12 protein-coding genes and 5 pseudogenes are annotated in these 17,185 nt (G+C 64.1%); 11 read left to right on the plus strand and 6 right to left on the minus strand.

Going from position 1 to position 17,185, the window contains the following annotated elements; all coding sequences use genetic code 11:
• From G3436_RS14660 to G3436_RS28570, 5 genes and pseudogenes are all read left to right on the plus strand, one after another.
• Positions 1–1,396: Ig-like domain-containing protein (locus G3436_RS14660; protein WP_194356769.1), on the plus strand; the 1,396-nt coding region annotated here is incomplete at its 5' end.
• A gap of 17 nt (positions 1,397–1,413) precedes the next feature.
• Positions 1,414–1,701 (plus strand): annotated as a pseudogene (locus G3436_RS28955) (Ig-like domain-containing protein); the annotation flags it as partial.
• Between the two features lie 312 nt (positions 1,702–2,013).
• Positions 2,014–2,433: pseudogene (locus G3436_RS28960) on the plus strand (Ig-like domain-containing protein); the annotation flags it as partial.
• 287 nt (positions 2,434–2,720) lie between these two features.
• Positions 2,721–3,413, plus strand: a pseudogene (locus G3436_RS28565) (vWA domain-containing protein); the annotation flags it as partial.
• Positions 3,414–3,652: 239 nt separating this feature from the next.
• Positions 3,653–5,233: a type I secretion C-terminal target domain-containing protein gene (locus G3436_RS28570; protein WP_338001261.1), complete on the plus strand. Its 1,581-nt coding sequence runs from the start codon at positions 3,653–3,655 to the stop codon at positions 5,231–5,233.
• Positions 5,234–5,474: 241 nt separating this feature from the next.
• Here G3436_RS28570 and G3436_RS14680 read toward each other — a convergent pair whose 3' ends face one another.
• Positions 5,475–5,897 carry a YbaN family protein gene (locus G3436_RS14680; RefSeq protein WP_163946183.1) on the minus strand — a complete coding sequence of 141 codons (423 nt, stop codon included), beginning with the start codon at positions 5,895–5,897 and terminating at the stop codon, positions 5,475–5,477.
• The gene (locus G3436_RS14685; RefSeq protein WP_163946187.1) at positions 5,851–6,438 is read right to left on the minus strand and encodes a UPF0149 family protein; all 588 of its coding nucleotides are present in this window, start codon (positions 6,436–6,438) and stop codon (positions 5,851–5,853) included. Before G3436_RS14685 ends, G3436_RS14680 begins: the two co-directional genes overlap by 47 nt.
• 245 nt (positions 6,439–6,683) lie before the next feature.
• On the opposite strand from G3436_RS14685, the gene recQ reads away from it, so the two are divergent.
• Both recQ and G3436_RS14695 read left to right on the plus strand, forming a co-directional pair.
• A complete protein-coding gene (gene recQ, locus G3436_RS14690; RefSeq protein WP_163946190.1) occupies positions 6,684–8,816 on the plus strand; it encodes a DNA helicase RecQ in 2,133 nt (710 codons plus the stop codon).
• Positions 8,817–8,934: 118 nt separating this feature from the next.
• Positions 8,935–9,369: a MarR family transcriptional regulator gene (locus G3436_RS14695; protein ID WP_163946193.1), complete on the plus strand. Its 435-nt coding sequence runs from the start codon at positions 8,935–8,937 to the stop codon at positions 9,367–9,369.
• Here the strand turns inward: G3436_RS14695 and G3436_RS14700 are convergent.
• Positions 9,366–11,555 carry a patatin-like phospholipase family protein gene (locus G3436_RS14700; RefSeq protein WP_163946196.1) on the minus strand — a complete coding sequence of 730 codons (2,190 nt, stop codon included), beginning with the start codon at positions 11,553–11,555 and terminating at the stop codon, positions 9,366–9,368. The genes G3436_RS14695 and G3436_RS14700 overlap by 4 nt on opposite strands.
• Positions 11,556–11,625: 70 nt before the next feature.
• On the opposite strand from G3436_RS14700, the gene G3436_RS14705 reads away from it, so the two are divergent.
• Positions 11,626–11,910, plus strand: a complete 285-nt coding sequence (locus G3436_RS14705; RefSeq protein WP_163946199.1) for an Rdx family protein — start codon at positions 11,626–11,628, stop codon at positions 11,908–11,910.
• 95 nt (positions 11,911–12,005) lie between these two features.
• Positions 12,006–12,815, plus strand: a pseudogene (locus tag G3436_RS14710) (UDP-2,3-diacylglucosamine diphosphatase); the annotation flags it as partial.
• 15 nt (positions 12,816–12,830) lie between these two features.
• Here G3436_RS14710 and G3436_RS14715 read toward each other — a convergent pair.
• Both G3436_RS14715 and G3436_RS14720 read right to left on the minus strand, forming a co-directional pair.
• Complete coding sequence (locus tag G3436_RS14715) at positions 12,831–13,418, minus strand: HD domain-containing protein (protein WP_163946202.1); 588 nt, start codon at positions 13,416–13,418, stop codon at positions 12,831–12,833.
• Positions 13,419–13,518: 100 nt separating this feature from the next.
• Positions 13,519–13,830 carry an Mpo1-like protein gene (locus G3436_RS14720; RefSeq protein WP_163946204.1) on the minus strand — a complete coding sequence of 104 codons (312 nt, stop codon included), beginning with the start codon at positions 13,828–13,830 and terminating at the stop codon, positions 13,519–13,521.
• A gap of 159 nt (positions 13,831–13,989) precedes the next feature.
• On the opposite strand from G3436_RS14720, the gene G3436_RS14725 reads away from it, so the two are divergent.
• Positions 13,990–15,075, plus strand: a complete 1,086-nt coding sequence (locus tag G3436_RS14725; protein ID WP_163946207.1) for an AraC family transcriptional regulator — start codon at positions 13,990–13,992, stop codon at positions 15,073–15,075.
• Here G3436_RS14725 and G3436_RS14730 read toward each other — a convergent pair.
• A pseudogene (locus G3436_RS14730) lies at positions 15,032–16,485 on the minus strand (TrkH family potassium uptake protein). The gene G3436_RS14725 and the pseudogene G3436_RS14730 overlap by 44 nt on opposite strands.
• 100 nt (positions 16,486–16,585) lie before the next feature.
• On the opposite strand from G3436_RS14730, the gene G3436_RS14735 reads away from it, so the two are divergent.
• On the plus strand, positions 16,586–17,149 hold the full coding sequence (locus G3436_RS14735) for a nitroreductase family protein (RefSeq protein WP_163946210.1): 564 nt from the start codon (positions 16,586–16,588) through the stop codon (positions 17,147–17,149).
• Positions 17,150–17,185 lie beyond the last annotated feature (36 nt).

Consider the following 17,185-nt stretch of genomic DNA (forward strand, 5'->3'; position numbering starts at 1 on the left):
CACCGGCAACGTGCTGGACAACGACCGGCTTGGCGCCGATCGCCCGGCGCTGGAGCACACGGTGGTGGGCGTGCGTGCCGGTGCCGACACCTCGACCTCAGCCATCGGCTCGCTGGGCCTGGGCATTGCCGGCACCTACGGTACGTTGATCCTGAATGCCAACGGCCAGGCCGAGTACACGGCGTACCCCAATGCGGTGGCACCGGATGGGGCGCACGACGTGTTCACCTACACCATCCGCGATGCCGACGGCGACGAAAGCACCACCACCATCACCATCAATGTCACCGACTGCAAGCTGGTTGCCCGGCCCGATGGCGATGTGACCGTGTATGAAAAGGCCCTGGACCTGAACCAGGATCCGCAGGATCTGGCGCCTGGTACCGTGGTGGGGAGTAACCCCGGCGCGACCAGCGAAACGGCGACCGGCACCCTGGTCGGGGCCGTCACGGGAGGCTCGGGTGCGATCACCTACACCCTGGAGAGCAGCGCGACGGGTACGTATGGCCAGATCCAGCTGAACGCCGACGGCAGCTACAAGTACACCCTGACCTCCGCCCCGCAGATCGGCAACGGCAATGACGGCGCCAATATCGTCAGCAGCGAAACCTTCATCTACAAAGCCACCGATGCGCTGGGCAACAGCACCACCAGCACCATCGTGATCAAGATCGTCGACGACGTGCCCAAGGCCCACGCCGATAGCACCAGCGTGGTGGAGGGCGGCACGGTCACCGGCAACGTGCTGGACAACGATACGTTTGGCGCGGACAGGCCTGACCTGGCCCAGGCGGTGGTGGGCGTGCGGGCCGGTGCCGACACCTCGACCTCGGCCATCGGCTCGTTGGGCATCGCGATCGCCGGCACGTACGGCACGCTGATCCTCAATGCCAATGGCCAGGCCGAGTACAAGGCGCATGCGAATGCCGTCACGCCGGACGGTGCCAAGGATGTCTTCACCTACACCATCCGCGATGCCGACGGCGATGAAAGCACCACCACCCTCACCATCAATGTCACCGACAGCAAGCTGGTGGCGTGCCCGGACGATGATGTGAAGGTGTACGAAAAAGCCCTGGACCTGACCCAGGACCCGCAAGACCTCGCGCCTGGCACGGTGGTGGGCAGCAATCCCAATTCGCCAGGCGAGACCGCCACCGGCAGCCTCGTGGGCGCGGTCACCGGCGGCTCGGGTGCACTGACCTACGCCCTGGAGGGCAGCGCCACGGGCGCGTATGGCCAGATCCAGCTGAACGCCGACGGCAGCTACAAATACACCCTGACGTCGCGCCGCAGATCGGCAACGGCAATGACGGTGCCAATATCGTCAGCACCGAGACCTTTACCTACAAGGCCACCGACGCACTGGGCAATACCACCACCAGCACCATCGTGATCAGGATCGTCGACGACGTGCCCAGGGCCGAGTCGGACAGTGCCACGGTGGTCGAAGGGGGGACGGTCAGGGGCAATGTGCTGACCAACGACAGCTTTGGTGCGGACACCCCCGACCTCAGCCAGGCGGTGGTGGGCGTGCGGGCCGGTGCCGACACGTCGACCTCGGCCATCGGCTCGCTGGGCGTTGCGATCGCCGGCACCTACGGCACGCTGATCCTCAATGCCAATGGCCAGGCCGAGTACAAGGCGCATGCGGATGCCGTCACGCCAGACGGCGCCAAGGACGTCTTCACCTACACCATCCGCGACGCCGATGGCGATGAAAGCACCACCACCCTCACCATCAATGTCACCGACAGCAAGCTGGTGGCGTGCCCGGATAACGATGACATCAAGGTGTATGAGCGCGGGCTGGACCTCACCCAGGATAGCTGGGACCTTGCCCCCGGCACGGTGGTGGGCAGCGCGCCGCAAAGGGCCAGCGAAACCTCGGTCGGCAACCTGCAAGGGACGGTGTCCGGTGGTGTCGGCGCGATCACCTACAGTCTGGTCGGCAGCGCTACCGGGGCCTACGGCCAGATCCAGATCAACGCCGATGGCAGCTACAAGTACACCCTGACCTCGGCTCCGCACATCGGCAACGGCAATGACGGCGCCAATATCGTCAGCAGCGAGACGTTCACCTTCAAGGCCACTGACTCGCTGGGCAATACCGCCACCAGTACCATCGTGATCAAGATCGTCGACGACATGCCCACGGCCGAGTCGGACAGCGCCACGGTGATCGAGGGCGGTACGGTTACCGGCAACGTGCTGGGCAACGATGTGCTCGGTGCCGACGGGCCGGCCCTGAACGGCGCGGTGGTGGGGGTGCGTGCCGGCGCCGATACCTCGACCTCGGCTATTGGCGCGGTGGGGCTGGGCATTGCCGGCACCTACGGTACCCTGACCCTCAATGCCAATGGCGAGGCGGTGTACAAGGCCAATGCCAACGCGGTGAATCCAGCCGGCGCGAAGGATGTGTTCACCTACACCATCCGCGATGCCGATGGCGATGAAAGCACCACCACCCTCACCATCAACGTTACCGACAGCAAGCTGCAGGCCTGCGCGGACTACGATGTGAAGGTCTACGAGAATGCCCTGGACCTGACCCAGGACCCGCAGGACCTGGCGCCGGGCACAGTGCTCGGCAGCAACCCCGCCTCGCCCGGCGAAACGGCGACGGGCAGCCTGGTCGGTGCTGTCCAGGGTGGTTCGGGCGCGCTCACCTACACCCTGGTGGGCAGCGCCACGGGCGCTATGGCCAGATCCAGCTCAATGCCGACGGCAGCTACAAGTACACCCTGACCTCGGCGCCGCAGACCGGCAACAGCGACAACGGGGCGAATGTGGTGGCCGGCGAAACCTTCACCTACAAGGCTACCGATGCACTGGGCAACAGCGTCACCAGCAGCATCGTGATCCGCATTGTCGACGATGTGCCCAAGGCCGTGGACGCGGCCCGTTCGATCACGCCAGGCCAGGTCGACACCAACCTGCTGCTGGTCATCGATATCTCGGGCAGCATGGCCGACAAGTCCGGCGTCCGCGGCCTGAGCCGCCTTGAGCTGGCCAAGGAGGCGATTGGCGCACTGCTCGACAAGTACGACGACATGGGCGATGTGAAAGTGAAAATCGTCACCTTCGCCACCGGTGCCAGCGACCGTTCCGAGGTGTGGGTCACGGTCGACCAGGCCAAGGCGCTGATCAAGGACCTGAGCCCGGGCGGTTCGACTTACTACGACTCGGCCGTCAACGTGGCGCAGGATGCCTACAAGACCGCGGGCAAGCTGGAGGGCGCACAGAGCGTCAGCTACTTCTTCTCGGATGGCGCACCGACATCGGGGCACGCCCTGACGGACACGCGCACGGCTGGCTGGGAGAACTTCCTCGACCAGAATGGCATCAAGTCCTACGCGATCGGCCTGGGCAGTGGTGTCAATGCGGGCAATCTCAATCCGGCGGCGTATGACGGCAGTACCCACACCGATACCAACTCGGTGGTGGTCACCGACCTTGCGCAACTGGGCAATGTGTTGTCTGGCACGGTGCAGGGCGCGCCGATTACCGGCAGCCTGATGAGCGGTGGCGACTTTGGCGCCGACGGCGGTTTCATCAAGGCGCTGCTCATCGACGGCACCACCTATACCTTCGACCCCAAGGGCCTGTCCAATCAGGGCAGCTATGCCGCCAGCGGCGCGCCGACCGCGGCGTGTTCGACACCATTACCAACAGCATCACGGTCAAGACCAGCCTGGGCGGCACGCTGGTGGTGGACATGGACAACGGCCAGTTCACCTACACGCCACCCAAGGACAGTGGCAGCAACCAGGTCGAAACCATCAAGTTCGTCGCCAGCGACAACGACGGCGACCTGAGCAGCGCCAATCTGGTGATCAACGTCAACACCAATGCCGCGCCGCTGGCCAATGCCGACCACATCATTACCAACATTTTCGCGCCAAGTATCAGCGTGCCGGCCGAAGCCTTGCTGGCCAATGACAGCGATGCCAACAAGGATCCGCTCGGTGCTTCACCCATCACGTTCAATACCGGCTGGAAGAAAGGTGCGGACTTCACGCTGGGCAGTACCAAGCCGACCATCGTGTTCAATGGTTCCGACGATACGCTGGCCAACCAGGAGCGGGTGATTGCACGCAGTGCCTTCACTGGCACGGCCGGGTCCATGACCGCGGCGCTGGTGGTCAGTGGTTATCTGGGCGCGGTGAGCAATGCCAACGGCAATGACGAGGATGTGATCAAGGTGAGCCTGCGCGAGGGCGAAACCCTGACGCTGGACCACAACCGCAACACTGATCGCAACCTGCTGATGCAATGGAAAGACGAAAGCGGCACCTACCATACCATCGCCGACGGCGGCAGTTTCACCGCTGAGCATGACGGGGTGTACAGCATCCATCTGGTCAACCGGGTCAACGACGATGGTGGCAAGGGGGCGGAAAGCTACCAGTTGAACATGGCCATCAACTATGCCGGCGCACATGAGCAGGCGCCGACCTACAACGGCACCTACACCGTCAGCGACGGGCATGGCGGCAGTGCCACGGGCGCGGTGGACATCAACTACCAGGCGGGCTCGACGCTCAACGGTAGCGACCACGATGACATCCTGCTGGCCGGGGCGGGCCACGACACGCTCAACGCTGGCGATGGCAACGATGTGCTGATGGGCGGCGATGGCAACGACGTGTTGTACGGCGGCGACGGCGATGACCTGCTGATCGGCGGTGCTGGCAACGACCTGCTCGACGGGGGCGCCGGGCTCGACACCGCCAGTTATGCCAGTGCGGGCAGCGGTGTGACGGTCAGCCTGGCCGAGACGGGGGTACAGAACACCGTGGGTGCCGGGTTGGACCGGCTGGTGTCGATCGAAAACCTGGTGGGGTCGAATTTCGATGACAAACTGACCGGCGACGAGCATGCCAATACCCTGATCGGGGGGCTGGGCCATGACACCCTGGTCGGTGGTGCAGGGGATGACGTGCTGATCGGCGGGCCGGGCAACAACACCCTCACGGGCGGGGAGGGCAGTGATACCTTCCTGTGGCAGCAGGGCAACACCGGGCACGACCGGGTCACCGACTTCACGCCGGGTACTGATCGCCTGGACCTTTCGCAACTGCTGCAGGGGGAGAATGCAACGTCGGCGTCACTGGATGACTACCTGCACTTCAAGGTGACCCAGACCGGCACCGGGGTGATCTCGACCATCGAGGTGAGTGCGGTGGCGGGCGCCACGCCGACACAGACCATCGAGCTGGCGGGGGGTTGACCTGGCTCACCACTATGGGGTGACGGCGGGAGCAGGCGGGGTGATTTCGGCGGGGGCGGACACGGCGACGATCATCAACGGCATGCTCAATGACCATTCGTTGAAGGTGGATACGGTGTGAGTGCTGGATAGCCTGTTTGGGCCTCTTCGCTGGCAAGCCAGCTTCCACAGGTACACCGCTGAGCATGAGGGCGGTGTACCTGTGGGAGCTGGCTTGCCAGCGAAGGGGGACGCAGCAGCCCTAAAGCGGTCTGCGCAAGGTCTTCTGCCTCAGGATGTACACCGTCACCAGCACCGCACTGGTCAGCATGAACCCGCGTGCCCACGCCAATGGCACCAGGTAGCACGAAAAGCCGATGCTCAACCACATCAGCCCGATCGCATACACCTTGCCCTTGAGCGGGATGCCTTCGCCACTGAGGTAGTCGCCAATCCACGGCCCGAGCCGCGGGTGATTCACCAGCCAGTCATGAAAGCGTGGCGAACTGCGCGCGAAGCACGCGGCCGCCAGCAATAAAAAAGGGGTGGTCGGCAACACCGGAAGGAAGATGCCGATCACCCCCAGCGCGACGCTGAGCCAGCCGATGGCCAGCAGCAGGTAGCGCATGGATGCAGACTCAGTGGTGACGCGGCTTGAGCAGGGCCGGTTTTTCTTCAGGCGCATGGCACAGCAGGTACAAGGCGGTCAGGGCCTCGGGGATCTGCACGATCATGTCGTCCATCAGGTTGGCGTCCTTGGCGATGTCCTCGAACTCGGGCTGATCGTCGAACAGGCCCGAACCGACCATGATCGGCAGCAGCATTTCGCTGACTTCCTCTTCGGCACTTTCGAACCAGGCCTCTTCGCGAAGGAATACCCCTTCCATGAAGCCGATGCACCAGCCGCGCAGGTCGGAGTCGTCCGGCTCGTCGCCCAGGTCGAGGTCGCACGGCAGCTCGAATTCCTCGTCGCTGGCCAGCTGGCGGGCGATGTGCGCCTTGAGCTGCAGCAGCGTGGCTTCGATTTCGTCGCGCTGTGCGTCGTCCTTGTAGTGTGGCGGCTCGGCGAACAGGGCATCGATCCATTCACGGTCGGGAACGACCTCGGAGCAGATCGACAGCGCGGTCAGGTAGCCGTGGGCGGCAACGTAGTCCAGCGCTTCTTCGTGCAGCTCGTCGGCGTCGAGGAAGGCTTGCAGGCGGGTTAATTGCTCAGCGAAGGACATTACAGGGCTACCTTGGGAATAAACGATGTTGGAATTCTAGCATCTTGCGGCGCTTGCGAGGCAAAGGATGACGCCTATCGCTGAGCCCCCTGCACAGACGCCGGGTCCGGTATAATGCTCGGCTTTTCGCCCCGGCCACGCCTGCACGCGGCTGCGGCAAAAGCCGCTTACGCAATTTCTGGTGTGGCGGGCAAGCTTTTCATCCAGCCTGTGGCCAGGATGGTTCTGCGATTTATGGAGTTTTTATGCTCGAACAGGCTCAGCGCGTCCTCAAGGACATCTTCGGCTACGACAGCTTTCGCGGGCGCCAGGGGGCGATCATCGAATGTGTGGCCAAGGGCGGCGATGCGCTGGTCCTGATGCCCACCGGCGGCGGCAAGTCGCTGTGCTTCCAGGTCCCGGGGCTGTTGCGCGAAGGCCTGGCGGTGGTGGTGTCGCCACTGATCGCGCTGATGGAGGATCAGGTTGCCACCCTCGACGAGCTGGGCGTTGCCGCCGCGTCGCTGAACTCCACGCTGAGCGCCGAGCAGCAGCGCGAGCTGGCCGCGCGTATCCGGCGCGGCGAGCTGAAAATGCTCTATCTGGCCCCCGAGCGCCTGGTACAGCCGCGCATGCTGGACTTTTTGCGCAGCCTCGACATTGCGCTGTTCGCCATCGACGAAGCCCACTGCGTATCGCAATGGGGCCACGACTTTCGCCCCGAATACCTGCAGTTGGGGCAACTGGCCGAGCTGTTCCCCAACGTGCCGCGCATCGCCCTGACTGCCACGGCAGACATGCGCACGCGCGAAGAGATCGTCACGCGCCTGCACCTGCAGAACGCCGAGCGCTTCCTGTCCAGCTTCGACCGGCCGAACATTTTCTACCGTATCGTGCCCAAGGAGCAGCCACGCAAGCAGTTGCTGGCGTTCCTGAGCGAGCGACGCGGTAATGCCGGCATCGTGTATTGCCTGTCGCGCAAGAAGGTCGACGACGTGGCGGCGTTCCTCTGCGAGCAGGGTTACCCGGCGCTGCCGTACCACGCCGGCCTGCCGGCCGAAACCCGTGCCAGCAACCAGCGGCGCTTCCTCAACGAGGAGGGCCTGATCATGGTCGCGACCATTGCGTTCGGCATGGGTATCGACAAGCCCAACGTGCGTTTCGTCGCCCACCTCGACCTGCCCAAGTCGCTGGAAGCCTACTACCAGGAAACCGGGCGTGCCGGCCGTGACGGCCTGCCAGCCGATGCCTGGATGGCCTACGGGCTGCAGGACATGGTGATGCTCAAGCAGATGCTGCAGAACTCCGAAGGCGACGAGCGCCACAAGCGCGTGGAGCAGCACAAGCTCGATGCGATGCTGGCATTGTGCGAAGAGACCCGTTGCCGGCGCCAGATCCTGCTCAACTACTTCGATGAAGAACTGCCCCAGCCGTGCGGGCACTGTGACAACTGTGTCGACGGCGTACAGACCTGGGATGCCACCGAACCTGCCCGTCAGGCCCTGTCGGCGATCTACCGCACTGGCCAGCGCTACGGCGTGGGCCACCTGGTGGATGTGCTGCTGGGCAAGGACAACGAGAAGATCCGCAATTTCGGCCACGAGAAGCTGGCGGTGCATGGCGTGGGCAAGGCCCGTTCCGAAGGCGAATGGCGTTCGCTGTTCCGCCAGTTGGTGGCACGTGGCCTGGCCGATATCGACTTGGAGGGGTATGGCGGCCTGCGCCTGTCCGACACGTGTCGGCCATTGCTGCGTGGTGAGGTTAGCCTGGAACTGCGTCGCGACCTCAAGCCGCAGACCAGCAGCAAGACCAGCAGTTCGGGCAGCCCGGCCAGCCAGCTGGTGCGCGGCGAAGAGCGCGAGCAGTGGGAAGCCCTGCGTGCCCTGCGACGCAAGCTGGCCGAAGAGCACGGCGTGCCGCCGTATGTGATTTTCCCCGACTCCACGTTGCTCGAGATGCTGCGCAGCCAGCCCGGCAGCCTGAGCGAGATGGCCCAGGTCAGTGGGGTCGGCGCGCGCAAGCTGGAGCGCTACGGTCAGGCCTTCCTCGAAGTGCTGGGTGGTGGGGCAGAGGCCCCCGCAGTGGTGGCCGATCTGCGTCACGAGTTGATCAGCCTGGCCCGCGCCGGCATGACCCCGGTACAGATTGCCGGCCAGCTGCAATGCAGCGAAAAGAACGTCTACAGCCTGCTGGCCGAGGCCATCGGCCGCCAACAGCTGTCGCTGGAACAGGCGCTGGACCTGCCAGAAGAACTGATGGGAGAAATCCAGGACGCCTTCCTTGACGGCGAAGGCGAGCTGCCACCGGTCTCGGCGATCATCGAGCAGTTCGGCGGGCGGGTGCCGGAAGGCGTGCTGTACTGCGTGCGTGCCGCGCTGGCGGCCGAGTTCGAGATGTAAAATCGCGGTTTGTCATCATTTATGACGATTATCGCAGGCGCGCCCGCCGCCTGAGCCTTGCCTAAGGCTCAAGGTCATGGTTAGCTGCCTATTAATTAGTTCTGATGATGAGTTTTCTATGCCGTTGACCGATCAACACCGCTTCGGGATGCAGTTGGCCCATATGTCCCGGGGTTGGCGCGCCGAGCTCGATCGCCGCCTGGCCGGGCTCAACCTGTCGCAGGCGCGTTGGCTGGTACTGTTGCATCTGGCGCGTTTCGAGCAAGCCCCGACCCAGCGTGAGCTGGCGCAGAGCGTTGGAGTGGAGGGGCCGACCCTGGCGCGTCTGCTCGACAGCCTGGAGGCGCAAGGTCTGGTCAAGCGTCAGGCGGTGCTGGAAGACCGGCGCGCGAAGAAGATCGTGCTGTGCCCGCCGGCCAAACCCCTGATCGACCAGATCGAGACCATTGCCAATGCCCTGCGTGTCGAACTGTTCGAGGGGGTCGACGAAGAGGACATGCGCGTGTGCATGCGGGTGCACGCGCGCATCCTGGCCAACCTCGAACGATCCTAGAAGGTCTGCCCCAGGTTGAGATAGAAGGCTTTCTGGTTGTCGCTGTTGCTGCCATAGCTGAAATTCAACGGCCCCAGCGGTGTATCGAAGCCCAGGAAGATGCTGGCAGCATTGATGTAGCCGCTGTCGAATTCATTGTCGTTGTTCCACGCGCGGCCGCGCTCCAGCGAGCCGCCCAGGTACAGCGGGAAGTCCAGCGGCAGGTAGGTGCGCGGAGTCAGGCGGCGGTAGTAGACCATGCGCATCAGGCTGATGTTCTGGCCCGATACCGAGTTCTGGCGAAAGCCCGACAACTGCCGGGCGCCGCCCATCACGAAGCTTGAGGTGACCACCTCGGCAGTGTCCAGGGTCCTGCCGTAACGCCCGCCGAACACCCAGGTGTTCGGCCCGCCGCTCAGCGCCTTGTCCAGTTTCAGGTCCCACTGCCGGTAGCGCTGGTCCGAGCCCAGGCCGGGTTCGAACTGGCGCAGGGTCATGCTGATGTCTTCGCCGCTGTGGGGGAAGTACACGTTGTCGAGGGTGTCGAACGAGTACTTGAGGTCGTAGAACCCTTCGTTGAAGTTCACCTTGGGCAGGTCCTGCTCGCCGATGCGCACCTCGGCCTGGCCCCACGCCTGGCCGACGCCCAGGCGTACTTCGCCATTGTTGCCGATCTGACGGCCCAGGTTCAGGCCCAGGCCGTAGCGTTCAAGGCGGTACTCGGCAATTGGATCGTTGTCCAGGGTGGCCTCGATGTTCTGCGAACCAATGTCCAGGTAAGGCGCGACGAAGTAGCGTGAGCCGGTGTCCAGGGGTTGGTAGAACTCGCTGTAGAGCTCTTGCTGATCACCGATCTGGGCCCGCGTCAGCCATTCTGCGCCCAGGCGGTTGATGCCGTTGACCCGGTAACTGGCGCCCAGGTTGAAGGCGCTGTCACCGCGCAGGTCGTCCGACAGGTTCAGCCCCAGGCGCAGGTAGTCGGTACCGCCACGGCGGCCGCGGGCGTTGATCACCAGGGTGTTGTCCTGGCCCTTGTGCACCACGCGGTACTGCACCCGGTCGAAGTAGTCCAGGCCGTACAGGGTGCCCATGTCGGTGCGCAGGCGGTCGAGCTCCAGCGGCTCGCCGATGGGCTGGCGGATGTAGTAGCGGATGACGTCGTCACTGACCTTGGAGTCGTTTTCGATCCTGATCGCGGTGATCACGGGCGTTCTCTGGCCAGGCGAGCGTGCCACGGCCAGCTCGGTGGTGGTGCTGTCGGGTTGGCGCAAGTGCGCCAGGCGCGGGTCCAGAATGCGGGTGGCGCGGTAGCCGGCATCGATCATCTCTTGCGCGCGGCCGAAGTCGGTCACGCCGAAGCTGGCCAGCGGTGGCTGCACCAGGATGTCAGTGGCGTGCAGCGAAGCCAGTTGCTCCTCGGAGTTGCGCCGTGTCATCAGGGTGATGGACTGGTTGAGCACATCGACCACCGTGGCCAGTTGCTTGCGGCTGCGCAGCGGTGTGCCGATGTCGACCACGATGGCGATGTCCACGCCCATCTCGCGCACGATGTCCAGCGGGATGTTGTCGACCATGCCGCCGTCCACCAGCAGCCGGCCGTCCAGCTCGACCGGGGCAAACACGGCCGGGATCGACATGCTGGCGCGGATCACCTGGGGCAGGTGGCCTTTGCGAAACACCACTTTCTCGCCGCTGGCGATATCGGTGGCCACGGCACGGAACGGCACCGGCAGCTTGTCGAAGTCGCGGGTGTCGCTGGTGTGGGCCAGCAGGCTTTCCAGCAGCAGTGCCAGGTTCTGGCCCTGGATCACGCCCAGTGGCAGGCCAAGGCTGCCGTCGTCGCGAAAGCTCAGGCGCTGTTTGACCAGGAAGTCGCGGTCATCCTGTTTGCGCCGGAACGGAATGTCCTTGCGCGGTGGCGCATCGGACAGTGCCTGCTGCCAGTCGATGGCCAGCGCGAGTTTTTCCAGTTCGTCGATCTTGTAGCCCGAGGCATACAGCCCGCCGATCACCGCGCCCATGCTGGTGCCGGCAATTGCGTCGATCTTCACCCCTTGCTCCTCCAGCGCCTTGAGCACGCCAATGTGGGCCAGGCCCCGCGCCGCGCCGCCAGATAGCACCAGGCCGACCTTGGGGCGGGTGGTTTCGGTTGCAGCCAGGGCAAGGGAGGTGAAAGACAGTAGCAGGCACAACAGCAGACGACGCATCGTGGCTCTCGGAGCAAAGGTTAAAGACCGCTAGTATAAGCGCGACCACCGTTCAGGAGACCGTTAGCGCATGTCCACGCCCAAACCCGAAATAGTCATCACCTATTGCACGCAGTGCCAGTGGCTGCTGCGCGCGGCCTGGCTGGCCCAGGAACTGCTGAGCACCTTCAGCGACGACCTGGGCCGGGTAGCGCTGGAGCCCGCCACCGGGGGCGCCTTTCGCATCACCTGTGACGGTGTAGAGATCTGGGAGCGCAAGGCCGATGGCGGCTTCCCCGAGGCCAAGCTGCTCAAGCAGCGCGTGCGCGACCAGATCGACCCGCAGCGCGACCTGGGCCACAACGACCGGCCCTGAGCCGGCGCACGGCATGTCACGCAACTGCCGCACAACGGTCATGGTCGGTTAACTGCCCGCAGGCAAGCTCGCACAAACTCTCCCGGAGCCTGCCCATGACCCATGCCGAGCTTGGCAAACCCTCCCGCAAGCAGCGGGTGCGCACCTTGTGGATCTCGGACGTGCACCTGGGCACCCGGGACTGCCAGGCTGAGCACCTGTCGCAGTTTCTCAAGGGCTACCAGGCCGACCGTATCTACCTGGTGGGCGACATCATCGACGGCTGGAAGCTGCGTGGCGGCATGTACTGGCCGCAGGCCCATACCAATGTGATCCGGCGCCTGTTGACCATGAGCAAGCGCGGCACCGAGGTCATCTACGTGACCGGCAACCATGACGAATTCCTGCGGCGCTACTCGAAACTGGTGCTGGGCAACATCCGGCTGGTCGACCAGGCCGAGCACCTGACCGCCGACGGTCGGCGTCTGCTGGTGATCCATGGCGACCAGTTCGACGTGATCACCCGCTATCATCGCTGGCTGGCATTTCTGGGCGACTCGGCCTACGAAATCACCCTTACCCTCAACCGCTGGCTCAATCACTGGCGGGCGCATTATGGCTATGGCTACTGGTCGTTGTCCGCGTACCTGAAGCACAAGGTCAAGACGGCGGTGAACTTCATCAGCGACTTCGAGGAGGCGATTGCCCACGAGTGCGTCAAGCGCGGCTTTCACGGCGTGGTATGCGGGCATATCCACCACGCCGAGATTCGCAAGGTGGGCGAGGTGGACTACCTCAACTGTGGCGACTGGGTTGAGTCGTGCACCGCGCTGATCGAGCACTGGGACGGCAATATCGAGCTGTATCGGCTGGCCGACGCACAGGCCGAGGAAGCCGGCGCGTGGCCGGGCGGCACACCCTTGGCGAGCCGAGCGTGTGAGTCAGGCGCTGACTTTTTGCAGGGCAGCCTTGTAGAGCGACTGGCGGGGCTGGGCGAAGACCCGGCGCAGCATCGGTTCGAAGAAACTCAGCGGTAGGCTCGGGTAGTCGGGGTCGAACGCAGCCGCATCGTAGCGGGCACAGAATTCGATGGTCTGCTGGTACTGCGGGTGCCCCTCGAATTGTTCGCGCAGGTGCCGGTCCATGCCCAGGTGGTGGAAGAAGTAGTAGCCCTGGAACACCCCGTGCTTTTCCACCATCCACAGGTTCTCCGGGCTGACGAAGGGCTTGAGGATGGCGGCGGCGATGTCCGGGTGGTTGTAACTGCCAAGGGTGTCGCCGATGTCGTGCAACAGCGCGCACACCACGTATTCTTCATCGCGGCCGTCGCGCCAGGCCAGGCTGGCGGTTTGCAGTGAATGGCTCAGGCGGTCGATGGGAAACCCGCCGAAGTCGCCATCGAGCAGGCGCAGGTGCGTCAGCACACGGTCAGGAAGCTGTCGCGCATAGGCTTGAAAATCGCCCGCGATGATCGCCCAGTCCTGTTCGGTTCCGTCCTGCATATGGGTGAAGCGGGCCTGCTGGGTCATCGGCACTCCGTGGGTTGACGGCCAGAGCAGCCAGTTTAGGCACTCTGCCGGTACCGGTAGTGGCTTGCCGGGACGGGTTTCTGACCTTGTGGGCCGTTTATCAGAAGTGCACCTTGCCGCGCAGCATGTCGCGATAGAGGGCAAAATCCCCCAGCAGGCTGTAGAACGGGTAGGTGAAGGTGGCGGGTCGGTTCTTCTCGAAGAAGAAGTGACCGGCCCAGGCGAAGCCGTAACCGGCCACCGGCACCGCGAACAGCAGCCAGCCGTTGGCGCTGGCCAGGGCGCAGGCCAGTAGCACGATGACCAGGCTGGTGCCGACGAAGTGCAGGCGCCGGCACGCAGGGTTGCTATGCTCAGCGAGGTAGTACGGGTAGAACTCGGCAAAGCTGTTGAAGCGCGGGGGGCTGTTCACTGCATCGCTCCCAGGTTTGTCGGGTATGACGAAACATGCACGGGGTGGAGCCTGAACCGAGTCTAGGATTGAGACGCGGTATCAACCAGTGACAATGGGCGCCACTTTAGTATCCTTTGCGTTCACCGCAGGAGCGGTATCACCCAAAAGAAGCCAGCCATGAGCGAAAGAACCACTTCAGCAAGCTGGGCCTCGGGGATCGTCAAGGCACTTGAATTCGAAGGGCTCGATTGCCGTGCCCTGTTCAAGCAACTCGGCCTGGACTTTGCCGCGCTGGACGATCCCGACGCTCGCTTTACCCAGGACTCCATGACGCGGCTGTGGCAGCTGGCCGAAGACCTTTCGGGCAACCATGCCATTGGCCTGAACATGGCTCGGGTGGTGCGCCCGGCTTCGTTCCACGTGGTGGGTTATGCGTTGATGTCCAGCCGCACCCTGGCCGAGGGCTTCGAGCGCCTGGTGCGCTACCAGCGCATCATCGCCGAGAGTTCGGACCTGAGCTTTCGCCTCGGCCCGGAAGGCTATTCGTTGATACTCACCGTGCACGGCGACCACCTGCCACCCACCCGGCACAGTGCCGAGGCGTCGCTGGCGTGCGCGCTGTCGCTGTGCAGCTGGTTGAGCGGGCGTGTGATCCAGTTGCGGCGGGTGCTGGTACAGGGGCCGCAGCCGGTGGACATCGAGCCCTATAAGCAGGCATTTCGGGCCCCGCTGGTGTTCGGTGCGGCGCACGACGCATTGCTGTTCGAGCGTGCCGACATGGAAGCGCCGCTGCCAACCGCCAATGAAGCCATGGCTATCCTGCACGATCGCTTTGCCGGCGAGTACCTGGCGCGGTTTTCCGAAAGCCGCGTGACCCACCGGGCCCGCCAGGTGCTGTGCCGGATGCTGCCCCAGGGCGAACCGAAGCGCGAGATGGTTGCCCAAGCCCTGCATTTGTCCCAGCGCACCTTGCAGCGGCGCCTGCAAGAGGAGGGCACGAGTTTCCAGACCCTGCTCGACGACACCCGACGGGAACTGGCCGAGCAATACCTGGCACAACCCAACATGACCCTGCTGGAGACGGCCTACCTGTTGGGTTTTGCCGACCCGAGCAACTTTTTCCGGGCGTTCCGTCGCTGGTTCGACGTGACCCCAGGCGAGTACCGGGCACGTATGGGGGCAGCCAAGGGTGCCAGCGACGAAGCGCTGGCCGAACCGGTCAGTGACGCCAGAACGCAGGCATGCACAGTACCAGCACCGTAATGATCTCCAGCCGTCCCAGCAGCATGCCGCCGGCCAGAATCCACTTGGCCGCATCCGGCAGGCTCGAGAAGTTGCCGGCCGGGCCGATGGTTTCGCCAAGGCCCGGGCCCACGCCCGACACGGTGGCGGCAGCACCGGTGAGTGCGGTCATCCAGTCCACGCCCAGCAGCGACAGCAGCAGCGCGATGATGCAGATGGTGATGGCAAAGAAGAACGAGAACGTCAGGATCGAGCGCACGATCTCTTCGTCGAGACGGTGACCGTTGTACTTCTGCTTGATCACCGCGCGTGGATGGATCAGTTGGTTGAGGCTGGCCTTGAGCAGGATGTAGGCCACCTGGAAGCGGAAGATCTTGATCCCGCCGGCGGTCGAGCCCGAGCAGCCGCCGATGAAGCCCAGATAGAAGAACAGCATCAGCGAAAAGTTGCCCCACAGGCTGTAGTCACCCAGGGCGAAGCCGGTGGTGGTGACCACCGACGTCACGTTCAGCGCCACATGGCGCAGCGCATCCAGCCAGTGCAGGTTGGTGGTGGCCCAGTACCAGGTGCCGAGTACCAGCCAGGTGGCCACCAGCAGGCCGAGCAGGCCTTGTACTTGCTGGTCCTTGAGCAGTGCCTTGCGGTTGCCACGCAGGGTGGCCACGTAGAGGGTGAACGGCACGCTGCCCAGAATCATTACCACCACCGCCACCCAGTGCACGGCGGGCGCATCCCATTTGGCCAGGGATTGATCCGAGGTCGAGAAACCGCCGGTGGAGATGGCCGACATGGCGTGGTTGATCGCGTCGAACACGCTCATGCCGGCCAGCCAGAATGCCAGCCCGCCGATGGCGGTGATGCCCACGTACACCGCCACGATCGACTTGGCCACCATGTGCGAGCGCGGCATGACCTTTTCGGAACGGTCCGAGGACTCGGTCTGGAACAGGCGCATGCCACCGATGCGCAACAGCGGCAGGATCGCCACCGCCATGCCGATGAAGCCGATGCCGCCCAGCCAGTGCAGCAGCGAGCGCCACATGAGGATGCCCGGCGACATGCTGTCCAGGCCGCTGAGCACGGTGCGCCGGTGGCGGTGATGCCCGACATGCTTTCGAAGAAGGCGTCGGTGTAGCTGATGTGCTGGGTGAGCAGGAACGGCAATGCGGCGAAGATGCATACCACCAGCCAACTGCTCACCGTCAGCAGGTACATGTCGCGCGGGCGCAGGTGCACGTGCTCGGGGCGGCCGGGGATCACCAGCGCCAGGCCGGCGATGAAGGTGATCATGCTGGCCCACAGGAAGGAGTGCAGGTCTTCGGTGCGCTCGTAGATGATCAGCGTGGCCATGGGCACGGTCATGCTGATCGCCAGGGTAATCAGGAAGATGCCGATAATGAAACCGATGATCCGTAAGGTCGGCAACGCCATGTGATCTGCTCTGGTCTGAAACGGAGGGGCGCCATTCTACCTATGGGCCCCTTTAAGTAAACGGTAGAATAGCCGCACATTTATCGACAGGGGGTAGCCGATGGAGGCTCTCGACGCGTTGCTCAACCGTGTTTCCGTTCCACGCCTGGTGGAGCCGGCGCCCGATGCCGCGCAGCGCAAGCTGTTGTTTCAGGCCGCGTCGCGCGCGCCAGACCATGGGCAGTTGCGCCCCTGGCGCTTGCTGACCATAGAAGGGGCGGCCCGCGAGCAGTTGGGCGTGTTGCTGGCCGAAGCGGTACAGGCGCAGGGTGAAGCCACCCAGGCCGCGCTGGACAAGGCGCACGCGATGCCGTTGCGCGCGCCGTTGCTGATCGTGGTGATTGCCAGGTTGCAGGATCATTTCAAGGTGCCCAAGTCCGAGCAGCGGCTGACGGCGGCCTGTGCTGCGCACGCGATTCTGCTTTGCGCCTATGCCCAGGGCATCGGTGCGGTGTGGCGTACCGGTGAGCTGTCGTACAGCCCGCAGGTGGCCAAGGGGTTGGGGCTGGGCGAGGGCGAGGAGGTGATCGGCTTCCTGTATGTAGGCACGCCGTTGAACGAGCCGCGTACCGCACCGGTAGTGGACACCGAGGCCTTTGTCAGCACCTGGTTGCAGCCGGAGTAAGACGGGCTGTGCTGATGATGGCCCTTTCGCTGGCAA

Source organism: Pseudomonas brassicae (genome assembly GCF_010671725.1).
In the GTDB taxonomy this organism is placed as follows: Bacteria; Pseudomonadota; Gammaproteobacteria; order Pseudomonadales; family Pseudomonadaceae; genus Aquipseudomonas; species Aquipseudomonas brassicae.

Excerpts from the sequence above, each read along its gene's own strand:
- G3436_RS14685 (WP_163946187.1), bottom strand. The coding sequence starts at position 6,438 with ATGTCCTTCGCTGAGCAATTAACCCGCCTGCAAGCCTTCCTCGACGCC.
- G3436_RS14705 (WP_163946199.1), top strand. The coding sequence starts at position 11,626 with ATGTCCACGCCCAAACCCGAAATAGTCATCACCTATTGCACGCAGTGC.
- G3436_RS14725 (WP_163946207.1), top strand. The coding sequence starts at position 13,990 with ATGAGCGAAAGAACCACTTCAGCAAGCTGGGCCTCGGGGATCGTCAAG.
- G3436_RS14715 (WP_163946202.1), bottom strand. The coding sequence starts at position 13,418 with ATGACCCAGCAGGCCCGCTTCACCCATATGCAGGACGGAACCGAACAG.
- G3436_RS14680 (WP_163946183.1), bottom strand. The coding sequence starts at position 5,897 with ATGCGCCTGAAGAAAAACCGGCCCTGCTCAAGCCGCGTCACCACTGAG.
- G3436_RS14735 (WP_163946210.1), top strand. The coding sequence starts at position 16,586 with ATGGAGGCTCTCGACGCGTTGCTCAACCGTGTTTCCGTTCCACGCCTG.
- G3436_RS14700 (WP_163946196.1), bottom strand. The coding sequence starts at position 11,555 with ATGCGTCGTCTGCTGTTGTGCCTGCTACTGTCTTTCACCTCCCTTGCC.
- recQ (WP_163946190.1), top strand. The coding sequence starts at position 6,684 with ATGCTCGAACAGGCTCAGCGCGTCCTCAAGGACATCTTCGGCTACGAC.
- G3436_RS14695 (WP_163946193.1), top strand. The coding sequence starts at position 8,935 with ATGCCGTTGACCGATCAACACCGCTTCGGGATGCAGTTGGCCCATATG.